Below are 13508 nucleotides of genomic sequence, written 5' to 3'. Positions count from 1 at the left end.
GATACGGGTGGGTGGGTCGTCGGCCGGCCAGCGCTCGCGGCGCTGGCCGGCCGACGAGATTGCTCAGAGATAGGGGCTCTGGGTCAGCAGGTGGGCCTTGAAGCCCTCGCCGATGCCGGGCTCCGGGGTGCCGGCCCAGTCCTTGATGAGCACGGCGCCGCCGGTGCAGCCCCACGGGTTCCAGGTCCAGGCCAGGTAGCTCAGGTCGTGCTCGTCGGCCCAGTTCACCAGTCGCTGCATGTAGTCGAAGCCGCAGTTGTCCTGGCCGAACTCACCGATCACGATGGGCACCTGCTGCGCCAGCGGAGCGATCTGGCTGTCCCAGCAGGACTCGGTGGCGCAGGCGTTGAAGCTGTACGCGTGCCACGACGCGGCGATGTTGTGCAGCGGGTCGTTCGGCTTGTAGGTCAGCCACTCCCGCAGGTCGTTGGTCCATTCCAGGCCGCTGATCATGAGCAGGTTGGTGGCGCCTGTGGCGCGGACCGCGTCGACGAGGTCCTGCATGCCCGCCACCTCGTAGGGCAGGCCGGCGCAGGTGCCGCCGTCACGTAGACACTGCCAGCCCAGGGTCTTGTTCCAATCGGCGGGCATGTCCGGGTAGGGCTCGTTGAACAGATCGAAGACGACCGCGTCGTTGCCCTTGAACGCGTTGGCGACGCCCGTCCAGAACTGTGGGGCGTACCGCGCGTCCGGCATCGGCTTCTGGCAGGTGGCATGCTCGTCCTTGCAGTGCCATTCCGGGCTGTTGGGGTAGGCGCCCCATGTCCAGTGCAGGTCGAGGATGACGTTGATGCCGTTGGCGACGAGCCGGTTCACGTAGTCCTTGACGCCCTGCTGGTAGGTGACGCCGCTGGGCGAGCCGTTGACGCCGAGCCAGCATTCTTCGTTCAGCGCAATGCGCACGGCGTGGATGTTCCAGGTCTTCATCGCATCGATCGAGGCCTGGTCGACCGGCCCGGAATCCCAGAGGCCCTTACCCTGCACGCAGCCGAACTCCCCGCCGGACCGGCTCACGCCCAGCAGCCGGTACGGCTTTCCGGCCGTGGTGACGATCTTATTCCCGGACACCCGCAGCCCCGGTGCCGACCCACCGGTCGGTGGAGGGGTGGTCGGCGGAGGGGTGGTCGGCGGAGGGGTGGTCGGCGGAGGGGTGGTCGGCGGCGGGGTCGGTGTGGTCACCGACCCGGTGCACCTGGTGCCGTTGAGCGTGAACGATGCGGGCACCGGATTCGCGCCGCTCCACGAGCCGCCGAACCCGATCGAGGTCGAGGCACCGGTGCCCAGTGCGCCGTTCCAGCTCATGCTGGCGGCCGTCACCCGGGTGCCGACCTGGGTCCAGGTGGCACTCCAGCCCTGGGTGACCTTCTGGCCTGCACCGGGGAAGTCGAAGGCCAGCTTCCAGCTCGACACCGCGTCGCCGAGATTGGTGACGGCGACGTTGGCGGTGAACCCGCCCGGCCACTGGCTCTGCACCGTGTAGGTGACTGCGCAACCGGTGGCGGCCGCCGCAGCGGAGGGCGTGGACGTTGCCATGCCGCCCAGCATCAGCACACCGGCGGTGCCGGTGGCCAGCAGTGCATGTCGATGTTTCATCTGATCTCCTCGTGCTGGTGAGAGATCGATGGGAGCGCTTCGGGCCATCCTTTATTAGCCTGGTTACGAAAGTCAATACATGTCAGGACCGGTGCGAATGCGGAGACAGGGCGGTGACCAACGAGGTGCTGAGTGAAGTAGCCTGGCGGGCCGGGTGGAAACTGGGAGGGACCGTGGCGAGCAGCCCGATCTGGGCCAGCCGACCGAAGACGCGCGGCCTGGTGCTGGACGTCATCAGGTCGGCGCGCAGCATCAGCCGGGTGGAACTCGCGGCGGCGACGGGTCTGACGGGCGCGACGATCTCCGAGGTCGTGCGTGAGCTGATCGGCGACGACCTCGTGGTCGAGGCTGGTCGGGGTGCGCCGACGGGTGGCAAGCCACGCACCATGGTGCAGCTCAATCCGCTGGCCCGCTACAGCGTCGGGGTGCAGCTAGAGCGCAACACGTGCGTGATCGTGGTCATCGACCTGGCGGGTCGACAGGTGGCCCGGACGTCGTTCCAGGGCGTGGCGACGATGCCACCGGAGCGGGCGCTGCCACTGGTGGCGGCGCAGGTCGACGCGTTGCTGGCCACGGCGGCTGTCGACCGCGACCGGGTGCTGGGGGTCGGCCTGGTCAGCTACGGACCGCAGGATCGACGCGCGGGTGTGCTGTTGACGCCGCAACCGACCGAAGAGTGGCTCGACCACCCGGTCGCGCTGCGGCTGGCGGAGGCTCTCGGGTTGCCCGTCCTGCTCGACAACGACGCGGCGGCGGCGGCGATCGGTGAGTACTGGATGGGTACGGTCGACCCGCGAAGCACCTACGGCTGCATCTACATGGCCACCGGGATCGGCGGTGGCGTGGTGGTCGCCGGCGAGGTCTACCGGGGAAGTTCGTCGAACAGCGTGGAGATCGGCCACATCTCGATCGACGTCAACGGTGACGAGTGCCCGTGCGGCAACGTCGGTTGCCTGGAGAACTACGCGGGTCCGTCGGCCCTGGTCCGGCAGGCCCTGGCGACACCCGGGCTCGGCCGCCGGCTGGCGCTGGACCCGACCGCCACCGACGTCCTCACCGAGTTCGCGCGGATCGCGGCGGCGGCGAACACCGGCGACGCCGGCGCACGAGGGCTCGTCGAGCAGTCGGCCCGCTACCTCGGTCACGCGGCCGTCACCATGGCGTGCCTGTTCGACCTGGAGGCGATCGTCCTGGCCGGGCCGAGCTTCGCCGTGGCCGGTTCGATCTACCAGACGATGATCCAGCAGGAGGTGGACCGCCGTCTGTTCGCACGGCGCGCGCACCAGGTACGGATCGTGCCGTCGGTCAACGGGTCGGACGCGGCGGCGATCGGCGGCGCGGTGCTCGTCCTGCGGAGCGAGCTGACTCTCGGTCATCCCCATCCGCAGGACAGGGCACGCGCCGCCGGGTCGGGCGAGGCCTGGTAGCTGGGTCCGGATACCGCCGTCCGCTGAAGCCCGCGCGCACATGACGCATTGACTTACTTCGTTTGCTTACGTAAGGATGCTCCTCGGGCCTGACCCCTGCCGCCGACAAGGAGGAGGACCCGATGACGCGCACGACCCTGCACGAGGGCTGGCGGCTACGCGCCGACGGAGGCCCCGCGCCGGACGTCCTCGCGGGACGGGACATCCCCGCACAGGTGCCGGGCAGCACCCACCTCGACCTGATGGCCGCCGGGCTCATCCCCGACCCTTACCTGGACAGCAACGAGGCGTCCCTGACCTGGATGCACCGCGTCGACTGGCAGTACACGACGGCTTTCCAGACGTCCGCGCCCGGCGTGGACGAGCGGGTGGAGCTGGTCTTCGACGGCATCGACACGATCGCCACGATCGCCCTCAACGGCGTCGTGCTCGGCCGGACCGCCAACATGCACCGCGGCTACCGGTTCGACGTCCGCGACTGCCTGCGGGAGGGCCACAACGAGCTGACCGTGACGTTGGCAGCGGCGCTCACCTACGCCGAACAGGCAGAGAGCCAGCTCGGTTGGCGGCAGCGCGCCTACCCGCACCCGTACAACGCGATCCGCAAGATGGCCTGCTCCTTCGGCTGGGACTGGGGACCGGACCTGCAGACCGCCGGCATCTGGAAGCCGGTACGGCTGGAACGCTGGGACACCGCCCGGCTGGCCCAGGTACGACCGCTGGTCACCGTCGACGCCGACGGCACCGGTCGCGTCGACGTACACCTGGACGTGGAGCGCGCCGCGGACCGCGACTACATCGCGGTGGTGACCGTAGACGGGCGCGAGGAACGGACGGCTGTCTCCGGCAACGCCGCCCACGTCACCGTCCTCGTGCCGGACGCCCGGCTGTGGTGGCCGGTCGGCTACGGCGAGCAGCCGCTCTACGAGTTGACCGTCACGCTCCTGGCCGACGCCGAGCCGGTGGACACCGACCGACGTCGGATCGGCTTCCGCACCGTTGCCGTGGACACCGAGCCCGACGGGACCGGCACGCCGTTCGTGTTCGTCGTCAACGGCACCCGGGTCTTCGCCAAGGGCGCTAACTGGATCCCGGACGACCACCTCCTCACCCGGGTCACCCCCGAACGGCTCGCCCGCCGGATCGACCAGGCCGTCGGGGCGAACATGAACATGCTGCGGATCTGGGGTGGCGGCATCTACGAGACCGACGACTTCTATGCCGCCTGCGACGAACGGGGCGTGCTGGTGTGGCAGGACTTCCCCTTCGCGTGTGCCTTCTATGCCGAGGAAGAGCCCCTGCGGAGCGAGGTCGAGGCCGAGGCGCGGGAGAACATCACCCGGTTGGTCGCCCGCCCGTCGCTGGTGCTGTGGAACGGCAACAACGAGAACCTGCCCGCCTACACCGACTGGGAGGGCTGGCAGGAGGCCCTCGACGGACGCAGTTGGGGGCTCGGCTACTACACCGAGCTGCTGCCGGCACTCGTCACCGCACTGGACCCCACCCGCCCGTACGCGCCCGGCAGCCCGTACAGCCCCGGCGATCTCCCGCCCAACGACGCCCTCTACGGCACCCGCCACGAGTGGGACGTCTGGAACATGCTCGACTACACCCACTACCGCGATCACATCCCACGGTTCTGCGCGGAGTTCGGCTTCCAGGGCCCACCCACCTGGGCGACCCTCACCCGCTGGATCCGTGACCAGCCGCTGACACCCACCTCACCCGCGTTTCTGCTGCACCAGAAGGCCGGCGACGGCAACGGCAAGCTGGACCGCGGCCTCGCACCCCACCTGCCGGTGCCGGACGACTTCGAGCAGTGGCACTGGGCGACACAGCTCAACCAGGCACGGGCGGTGGCGTTCGGCGTCGAGCACTTCCGCTCCTGGTGGCCCTACACCGCCGGGGCCCTCGTCTGGCAACTCAACGACTGCTGGCCGGTCACCTCCTGGGCCGCCGTGGACAGCGACGAACGACCCAAGCCCCTCTACTACGCGCTCAAGCACGCGTTCGCGCCACGGCTGCTGACCGTGCAGCCCCGCCACGGAAGGCCCACCCTGGTCGCGGTCAACGATCACGACCAGCCGTGGACGGGTACGGTCCGCGCCGCGCGGCAGACCCTCACCGGCGACCTGCTGGCGACCGTCGAGATGCCGCTCGATGTCGCGCCCCGGTCTGTCGCCCTGCTCGACCTGACCGACGACCTGCTCACCCCGGTCGATCCGCGAAGCGAGGTGCTGACCGTCGCCGCCGGTGGCATCCGCGTCCACCACCAGTTCGCCGAGGACCGCGACCTCGCCTACGACCCGACCCCCTTCACGGCCGAGGTCACGCGCGTGACCGGCGGCTACCAGGTGGAGGTGCGGGCCACGTCGTACGTCCGCGACCTCGCCCTGCTCGCCGACAAGGTGGCCCCCGACGCGGTCGTGGACGACATGCTCGTCTCACTGCTCGCGGGCGAGACCCACACCTTCACCGTGCGCTCCGCGGCGTCCCTGGCCGACTCGTCCGCTCTGCGGCATCCCCGCGTGCTGCGCTCCGCCAATGCGGCAGCCCGGGCCGAGGAGCGGCCCGACAAGGACTGACCGCGTCCCTCCTCCCCCGCCGGAACGGCTGCGGGCCCGCCTCTGCGCCCGCAGCCGTCGTGGTGACGCTGCCACCTCAGCCGGTGGCCGCCCGCGCCACCGCGTCGAGCTCGGCCGACGTCGGTGGATCGGCACCCGGCCTGGAGACCGTGATCGCGGCAGCGCTCGCCGCCCGAGATCCCACCCGGCGCAAATCCTCCCTGCTGAGCGCGGCGAGCGCCCCGCGTGCGGTCGGCCCGTGCACCCCGACGCCGACGAGCGCGTCGATGAGCGCCCCCATGAAGGTGTCCCCGGCGCCGATCGTGTCGACCACGGTCGCGGGCCTGCCCGGCACGGTGACGACGTCGTCACCGCGCACGAACACGCTGCCGTCCGCGCCCCGGGTCACGACGACCAGGACCGGCCCCGACCCAGCCCAGGCACGGGCCACCTCCACCGGGTTGACTCCGGGGTGGTACCAGGCGAGGTCCTCGTCGGAGGCCTTGACGACGTCGCTGAGGCCCACCAACCGCTCCACGCGCGGCAGCACTCGCGCGACGTGCGGCGTGACCGCCGGGCGCGCATTGGGATCGAACGTCACCAGGGAACGTCCGCGGGCCCCGTGCAGCGCGGCCTCGACCGTGTCGGCCCCCGGGTCGAGCACGGTGGCGATCGAGCCGGCGTGCAGGACCGCGATCCCGCCCGCCGCGGTGACGCCGGTGAGGATCTCGGGCGAGAGGTCCCAGGTGAGATCGAAGTCGTAGGTCGCGGACCCGTCGGCGGCGAGCCGGACGGCGGCAGCCGACGTCCGCCCGGTGGCCGGCGGCTGCGCCACGACGGTGACGTCCGACGCCTCGAGCCAGTCCCGCGCGGCGGCGCCGCGCGCGTCGTCGGCGAGGGTGGTGACGAGCACCGGCCCCCGGCCCAGCCGCCCGAGAGTCACCGCCACGTTCGCGGGACTGCCGCCGGGTAGCTCGCGTACGCCGAGATCGGCACCGTCGCCGCGGCTGGCCGGCAGCACGTCGATCAGCGTCTCGCCGATCACCGTCACCGCCCCCACCGACGGTCCGTGCCCGCTCATGCCGGCTGCCCTCGACCGTCGGTGCCCTCCGGTGACGAGACGAGCAGCCCCGCCCGAAGCGCCCGGGCGAGCGTGGGCGCGAGCGGCAGGCGCGGCAGCAACGTGGCCTGCAACGCGTGGTAGACGTCGGGTTTACCGGGCCACACGGTCGTGGCGGGAATGTTGTGCGGGTCGAGCTCGTGCCACCACGAGCCGCCTGTGCGGTCGAGCAGATGACGCTCGGCGTAGTCCCACCAGGCGGCGTAGCTGTCGGCGAACCGCCGCTCGCCGGTGCGCCGGTGCAGTGCCGCGGCGGCGGCGATCGCCTCGGCCACCACCCAGTGCATCCGCTGACGCACCAACGGCGTGCCGTCCCAGTCGGTGGTGTAGACGAACCCCTCCGCACCGTCCGCAGCCCAGCCGTCGTCGACGGCCCTGTCGAACAGCCGCACCGCTGCTGCGGCGAGGGCTTCGTCGGTGCCGATCGTGGCCTCGACGTTCAACAACAGCCGCGACCACTCCAGGCCGTGTCCGGGTGTGGCGCCGTACGGCTTGAAGGGGTCGTCAGGCTGGTTGCGGTTGAAGCCGAGAACCGGGGTCCAGTCCGGCCCGAAGTGTTCCGGCAGGCGTCCGTCGTGTGCGGTGGCGAGCTCGACGACGAATCGCGCCGCCCGCGCGGCCCGGTCCCGCCAGGCAGACGCTCCCCCGCCGACGCCGGGCGCGTCCGAAGCGTCGAGCACCTCGACGGCGTCGGCCACGGCGAGCAACGCCTCGACGGAGTGCATCGTGGCGTTGAGACCGCGGTAGTCGTCGGCCCTGGTGAAGCCGGCGTCCCAGGTGTCCACCGGGCGACCGGCGTCGTCGTCCCAGAACCACGTGAGATAGACGTCGGCGGCCTCGGCGAGCAGCGTGGCACCGCCGGGCCGGCCGGCGAGCGCCGCGGATGACGCAGCCAGCAGCACGAAGGCGTGGTTGTAGCAGGACTTACCGGCGGCGCGGTCAGGGGTGCCGTCCGGCGCGAGCGCGTGGAACCACCCACCGTGCTCGGCGTCGCGTAGCCGGCCGGTCAGAGCCTTGAGTGCGGCGTCGGCGACGGCGGCGCTGCCGGGCACGCCGAGCAGCACGCCGAGTGAGTACGCGTGCGTGGTGCGGGCGGTGATCCAGGTGAGCACGCCGTGGGTGGGATCCGGCGTGCCAGTGGTGTCCAGGTAGGCCGCGCCGCCGTCGGGCAGCGCGGAACGCGCGCCGAAGGCGATCAGCCGACGGCACTCGGCATCGAGCCACGCGTGGTGGGCGGGCAACTGCCTGGGGACAGCCGGGACGGCGGTCATGGAAAGGTCCTCTCTGCCGGGTCCAGGAGGGTGTTGGCACAGCGCACGGCTGCGGCGAAGGCGTCTGGATCACCTGCCGGCGACGTCACCTGGATGGTGACGGACCGACCGGCCCGAAGGTTCACCATGCCGTCGTTCACCGAGGCCAGGGGATTCACCACGTCGGCAGGGCAGAACACGTCACGGGCGTAGGAGGTGGCGGCCACGTGCAGCAGGCAACCGTCATCCGTGGGTACGGCCTCGACCCGCAGCGGCCGGGGGTCGAGGCGCTGGTCGACCACCTCGACGCCGTGCCGGAAGGCCGGTGCGAACCCTGCGGTGCCATCGTCCGACTCGGCCACGATCACCTCGGCGGCGGGATCCCCGAACGCGGCGACGTCGTCCGGAACCGTGACCGACACCGCGCCGCGCGCGGGCACCGACGCCTCGATCGTGGCCTTGGCCAGGAGCGTGCCGTCGAATGTCTCCCGCGTCACCGTGAAGGTGCCGCGGAACGCCTCGGCGGTGTCGTTGACGAGCACCAGCGCGAGAGTGTCCGGGTCCGGCTCGAGTCCTTCCCACGCGGCGGCCCACGCCTCGGCCGACGCGCGCGGCTGAAGTGTGGCCAGCCGCGGGGCGTACGCGGCCCGCAGGGCGTACCAGAGGGGCTTTCGGCGCTCGGCGAAGTCGACGGCGGCCCAGGACACCACCGGCCAGTTGTCGTTGAGCTGCCACAGGATCGTCCCGGTGTTGTGGGGCGTCAGGGAGCGGAAGTGCTCGACGCCGAACCGGATGGCGTGCGCCTGGTTGAGCTGGGTGGTCCAGTGCCAGTCCTCGATGGTGACGGGGTCGGGCAGGTGGCCCTGCCATCCGCGCGCGAGCTTCGCGTTGCCGAGGTTGGCCTTCTGGTGCACCAGCATCTGCGGGCCGAACGGGTCGAGCGGCTCGTCGTGCACCACGGCGGCGAGCGTGGACCAGGCAGGCGGCGCCTGGAAGCCGAACTCCGCGACGAAGCGCGGCTTGTACCGGGTGTAGCCGGTGTAGTCCGCCCGGTTCCACACGTCCCAGACGTGCATGGTGCCGTACCGCTCGTCGTTCGGGTGCCGGTAGTCGCCGAACGAGTACGGGCTCGCCGGTGAGTACGGGCGCGTCGGGTCGAGCTCGGCGAGCACGCGCGGCAGCAGGTGGCGGTAGTAGAGGTCGCCCCAGCCCCGACCGTCCAGGCGGCCGGGCCAACCCCAGTCCACCGAGCCCCAGGTGTTCTCGTTGTTGCCGTTCCACAGCACGAGGGACGGGTGCGGGCTGAGCCGCGCCACGTTCTCGCGGGCCTCGGCGTCGATCTCCGTCCGCATCGGTGCGTCCTCGCTGTATGCGGCGCAGGCGAAGGGGAAGTCCTGCCACATCAGCAGGCCGTGCTCGTCGGCGAGGTCGTACAGGTCGTCGGACTCGTAGATGCCGCCGCCCCACACGCGCAGCAGGTTGATGTTGGCCTGCAGCGCGTCGGCCACCCGGCGGGCGTACCGATCGCGGTCGATCAGGGTGAGGAACGCGTGATCCGGGATCCAGTTGGCGCCCCGCACGAGCACCCGCTCGCCATTGACCCGGAGCAGGAACGGGGCCCCGGCCTCGTCGGGCGTCGTGTCGAGTTCCACGGTACGGAAGCCGACCCGCCCGTACCAGGACGCGGCGTCACCTGCGGTCTCTGCCTCGACCTGCACGCCGTACAACGGCTGGTCGCCGTATCCGACGGGCCACCAGCGCCGCACGTCGCGCACCGTGACGAGGACGACGGCGGACGTCTCGTCAGCGGGCACGGTGCAGCCGGTGTGCAGCGTCCCGCCGTCGGGGGCGGTGACGGTGACGGTGAGCGAGACGTCCTGGTCGGCGTGTCTGTCGTCGCGCTCCACGTCCACGTGCACCCTCAGCAGGCCGTCGTCGCGCCTGCCGGCACCGTCGGCGTCCCCGGTCGACACCACATCCACGAGCGGCCGCACCGAGGCGATGCGCACCCCGGACCACGAGTCGAGCCCGATCGGCTTCCAGATGCCGGCACCGGCGACGTCGATGCCCCAGTCCCAGCCGAACGAGCAGGCCATCTTGCGCAGCTGGTTGTACTCGTGGTGGTTGACCCGCGGCAGGGCGCCGTCACGCTGGGCCCGCGCCGTCGCCTCGGGCACCGGAGCGGCGAACGTCACCGTGAGGGTGTTCTCCCCCTGGCGCAGTGCCCCACGCACGTCCCAGCGATAGGAGCGGTGCATGTTCTGCGTCCGCCCGACGACGTCGCCGTTGAGCTGGACGGTGGCCACCGTGTCCAGCCCGTGAGCCACCAGGTCGTGGCGTGTCGAGGCGTCGTCGGCCCAGGTGAACGTCGTCGAGAAGCGCCATGTCGTGTCACCGATCCACTGCTGCGCGGCCTCGTTGGCACCGTCGAACGGGTCGTCGATCAGGCCGGCACGCCGCAGGTCCAGGTGCGCCTCGCCGGGCACGACGGCGGGCACGCCGTCGGCGAGGGCTGCGGTGACGGCTTCGGGGGCGTCGTCGGGGAGCGCGGGGGCGGTGAGGGTCCAGCCGTGATGCAGGGCACGGAAAGTCAAGGGAAGGTGAGCCATGCGGTGTCCTCGGGTTCGAAAACGAATACGACAAGCTGGGGCGTGGCCCGCCGGGTCAGCCCGCGGGCATGCCGGCCGCCGTGACCGAGGGCACCCCGGCCTCCACCCACCGGCTGGTGCGGTGGTCGTAGCAGACGCTGTTGTCGATCGCGTCGCGGTCGACCGTGACCGCGGCCGTGATCCGGTCGAGACGCTCGGGATCTGGTGCCGAACTCGCCAACAACTTGGTGTAGTCGTGGTGCGGGTCCAGGATCACCGCGTCGGACGGCCCGCGCTCCACGATCCGACCGCGGTAGAGCACGAGAATCTCGTCCGAGAAGTGCCGCGCGGTGGCCAGGTCGTGGGTGATGTACAGGACGGCGAGCCGGTCCTCCCGCTGCAGGCGGCCCATGAGGTTGAGCACCCCGAGGCGGATCGAGACGTCCAGCATGGACACGGGTTCGTCCGCGATGAGCACCTGCGCCCCCGGCGCCAGGGCGCGGGCGATCGCGACGCGCTGCCGCTGGCCGCCGGAGAGCTCGTGCGGACGGCGCGGCGCGATGGTTTCGGCGGGTGTGAGATTGACCCGTTCGAGCATCTCCAGCACGCGCGCATGTGTCTCGGCGGCGGTACGGGTGCGCTGGTGGATGCGCAGCGGACGGGCGATGTGGTGCTCGATCGAGTGGAAGGGGTTGAGGGAGGCGAACGGGTCCTGGAAGACCATTTGCACCTGACGCTGGTACAGCGACCCGTGCACCGGGGTGCCGTCGTCGAGACGCACGTCAACTCTGCCGGACGTGGGCTTCTCCATGCGGGTGAGGATCTTGGCGATGGTGGATTTCCCCGACCCGGACTCCCCCACGAGGGCGACGGTGCGCCCGGGGATCAGGTCGAAGCTGACGTGGTCGACGGCGCGCAAACGCGTGCGACGTAGGCCCGTACGGAGTCCGTAGTCCTTGACCAGGTCGGTCACGTGGACGAGGGTCATGCTCGCTCCTCGATGGCGCCGTCGGTGAGGGCGGTCTCGTCGACACCGGACCGGATGAACGCCCCGCGCGCTCCGGACAGGCTCGGGAACGAGCCGAGGAGCTTGCGGGTGTACGGATGCTGCGCGCGGCGGTACAACAGGTCGGCCGCACCAAGCTCGACGATCTCGCCCGCCAGCATGACGGCGATGCGGTCGCTGATCTCCAGTAACAGCGGCAGGTCGTGCGTGATGAAGATGACGGCGAAGTTCAGCTCGTCGCGGAGCCGCATGATCTCGCTCAGGATCTCGCGTTGGACGACGACGTCCAGAGCCGTGGTGGGCTCGTCCAGGATCATGACCTGTGGTTGGAGCAGCATCGCCATGGCGATCATGACTCGTTGGCGCATTCCCCCCGACAGCTCGTGCGGGTAGGAGCCCAACCGCCGGGGGTCCACCCCGACGCGTCGCAGCACCTCTTCGGATCGCTCGCGCACCTTCGCCCGGGACAGGCCGGGGCGGTGGGCCACGAGGGTGTCGCGCAGTTGCGCCCGCACGGTGGTGACGGGGTTGAGGGCGTTCATCGCCCCCTGGAACACCATGGAGAGTTTCTCCCAGCGAAAGGCGCGCAGCTCGGCGTCGGTCAGCGCGAGCACATCGACGTCGTCGCCGCCACCGTCGTGGAACGTCACGCGGCCGGACGCGATCCGGGCGGGCGGCCGGTGCAGGCGGTTGATCGCGTACGCCAGGGTGGTCTTGCCGCAGCCGGACTCGCCGGCCAGGCCGAGGACCTCCCCCCGGTGCAGGGTCAGGCTCGCGTCCCGGACGGCCGTGACCGGGGTGTCCGCCTCGTACACGACGGTGAGATTCTCGACGGTCAGGACGGCGTCGGCCCTCGGCCGGCCGGTGGCGGGGGTGTCGTCGTTCAGCAGCGTCGTGTTCATCGCGGGGGCGCCTCCGAGACTGTCGAACGGGTGGCCGGGGTGCCCGTGGCACCTGCGCCGCGTCGGGCCAGTTGCCGCTCCATACGCGCGGTCCGCCGCGCGCGCCTGCGGTACAGGCGGAGGTTCTTGAGCTTGGGGTTGATGGTCTCGTCGATCGAGAAGTTGACCAGGGACAGGCCCATGCCGAAGAGCGCGATGATCAGGCCCGGCGGCACGAACCACCACCAGGCGCCGAGCGACAGCGCGTACCCGTTCTGCGCGTAGAAGAGCATCGTGCCGAGCGTTGCGGAGTTCGAGGCGCCGAGGCCGATGAAGGCCAGACCGGCCTCGCCGAGGACCGCGGCGATGATCGCGAACACGAACTGGGACGCAAGGACGGGCAGGAGGTTCGGCAGGATCTCCACGGCGATGACCCGCCAGGGTTTCTCACCGGCGACCTTCGACGCGGCGACGTAGTCGCGGTTTCGCACCGAGAGCGTCTGGGCGCGCAGTACCCGCGCCGACGCGGCCCAACTGGTCAGGGCGAGCACCACGACGATGGTCCACACGCCACGGCTCTCGCGCGGTACGAAGCCGGAGATCACGATGACCAGGGGCAGGCCGGGGATCACGAGGAAGACGTTCGACAGCAGGGAGAACGCCTCGTCGAGGATGCCGCCGCGGTAGGCGCCGTAGATGCCGAAGAACGCCGACAGGACGGTGGCGAGGATGCCGACGAGCACGCCGATCTGTAGTGAGCCGCGGGTGGCGTAGGCGAGTTGTGCGAGCACGTCCTGCCCGGTCTGGGTGGTGCCGAGCAGGAACTGCGCCGACGGCGGCGTGAGCCCTTGGTCCCGGATCTGCTTGGGATCGCCCACGACATAGACGGCGAGGATTCCGAAGAGCGTGATGCCGACGACCAGCGTGAGACCGATGGCCAGCCAGGGCGTCATGGAGGGCAGGAGCATGCGCCAGCCTGACCGGGCGGGACGGCCCGTCGAGCCGGTCGGCTGGATCAGCGTGTCGGCGGCGTCAGCCACGGTCGGTGCGCTGGCGGGGGTGAGGTTCGTCATCGTGGT

Annotated in this window: 9 protein-coding genes; 2 read left to right on the top strand and 7 right to left on the bottom strand. The window is 70.9% G+C overall.

Annotated features, from left to right (window positions below; translation table 11 throughout):
* Positions 1 to 63 precede the first annotated feature (63 nt).
* Positions 64 to 1593, bottom strand: coding sequence for a cellulase family glycosylhydrolase (locus GA0070216_RS31525; RefSeq protein WP_091253848.1), 1530 nt, complete (start codon positions 1591 to 1593; stop codon positions 64 to 66).
* Positions 1594 to 1766: 173 nt separating this feature from the next.
* Here GA0070216_RS31525 and GA0070216_RS31520 point away from each other — a divergent pair, with 173 nt between their 5' ends.
* Positions 1767 to 3020, top strand: coding sequence for an ROK family protein (locus GA0070216_RS31520; RefSeq protein WP_091253845.1), 1254 nt, complete (start codon positions 1767 to 1769; stop codon positions 3018 to 3020).
* Positions 3021 to 3142: 122 nt separating this feature from the next.
* Positions 3143 to 5605, top strand: a complete 2463-nt coding sequence (locus tag GA0070216_RS31515; protein ID WP_091253842.1) for a glycoside hydrolase family 2 protein — start codon at positions 3143 to 3145, stop codon at positions 5603 to 5605.
* Between the two features lie 76 nt (positions 5606 to 5681).
* Here GA0070216_RS31515 and GA0070216_RS31510 read toward each other — a convergent pair whose 3' ends face one another.
* The 6 genes from GA0070216_RS31510 to GA0070216_RS31485 are packed head-to-tail and all read right to left on the bottom strand — an operon-like array spanning position 5682 to position 13502.
* A complete protein-coding gene (locus GA0070216_RS31510) occupies positions 5682 to 6665 on the bottom strand; it encodes a PfkB family carbohydrate kinase (RefSeq protein ID WP_091253839.1) in 984 nt (327 codons plus the stop codon).
* Positions 6662 to 7975, bottom strand: coding sequence for an AGE family epimerase/isomerase (locus GA0070216_RS31505; RefSeq protein ID WP_091253836.1), 1314 nt, complete (start codon positions 7973 to 7975; stop codon positions 6662 to 6664). Before GA0070216_RS31505 ends, GA0070216_RS31510 begins: the two co-directional genes overlap by 4 nt.
* Positions 7972 to 10563, bottom strand: a complete 2592-nt coding sequence (locus GA0070216_RS31500) for a glycoside hydrolase family 2 protein (protein WP_091253831.1) — start codon at positions 10561 to 10563, stop codon at positions 7972 to 7974. The genes GA0070216_RS31505 and GA0070216_RS31500 overlap by 4 nt, the downstream gene beginning before the upstream one ends.
* A 55-nt stretch (positions 10564 to 10618) precedes the next feature.
* Positions 10619 to 11515 (bottom strand): ABC transporter ATP-binding protein, encoded by an 897-nt coding sequence (locus tag GA0070216_RS31495; protein ID WP_245722865.1) that lies wholly within the window; start codon positions 11513 to 11515, stop codon positions 10619 to 10621.
* Positions 11516 to 11526: 11 nt separating this feature from the next.
* Complete coding sequence (locus tag GA0070216_RS31490; protein WP_091253823.1) at positions 11527 to 12450, bottom strand: ABC transporter ATP-binding protein; 924 nt, start codon at positions 12448 to 12450, stop codon at positions 11527 to 11529.
* Entirely contained in the window at positions 12447 to 13502 is a 1056-nt protein-coding gene (locus tag GA0070216_RS31485) for an ABC transporter permease (RefSeq protein ID WP_091253819.1), read from the bottom strand. The genes GA0070216_RS31490 and GA0070216_RS31485 overlap by 4 nt, the downstream gene beginning before the upstream one ends.
* Positions 13503 to 13508 lie beyond the last annotated feature (6 nt).

It is taken from the genome of Micromonospora matsumotoense, assembly GCF_900091525.1.
Classification (GTDB): Bacteria; Actinomycetota; Actinomycetes; order Mycobacteriales; family Micromonosporaceae; genus Micromonospora; species Micromonospora matsumotoensis.
Note: the sequence above shows the minus strand (reverse complement) of the source record. Positions and strands in the feature narration are given on the sequence as shown.

What these genes read in the sequence shown, in the direction of transcription:
- GA0070216_RS31525 (WP_091253848.1), bottom strand. Translation starts at nt 1,593, where the DNA reads ATGAAACATCGACATGCACTGCTGGCCACCGGCACCGCCGGTGTGCTG.
- GA0070216_RS31515 (WP_091253842.1), top strand. Translation starts at nt 3,143, where the DNA reads ATGACGCGCACGACCCTGCACGAGGGCTGGCGGCTACGCGCCGACGGA.
- GA0070216_RS31510 (WP_091253839.1), bottom strand. Translation starts at nt 6,665, where the DNA reads ATGAGCGGGCACGGACCGTCGGTGGGGGCGGTGACGGTGATCGGCGAG.
- GA0070216_RS31505 (WP_091253836.1), bottom strand. Translation starts at nt 7,975, where the DNA reads ATGACCGCCGTCCCGGCTGTCCCCAGGCAGTTGCCCGCCCACCACGCG.
- GA0070216_RS31500 (WP_091253831.1), bottom strand. Translation starts at nt 10,563, where the DNA reads ATGGCTCACCTTCCCTTGACTTTCCGTGCCCTGCATCACGGCTGGACC.
- GA0070216_RS31490 (WP_091253823.1), bottom strand. Translation starts at nt 12,450, where the DNA reads ATGAACACGACGCTGCTGAACGACGACACCCCCGCCACCGGCCGGCCG.
- GA0070216_RS31485 (WP_091253819.1), bottom strand. Translation starts at nt 13,502, where the DNA reads ATGACGAACCTCACCCCCGCCAGCGCACCGACCGTGGCTGACGCCGCC.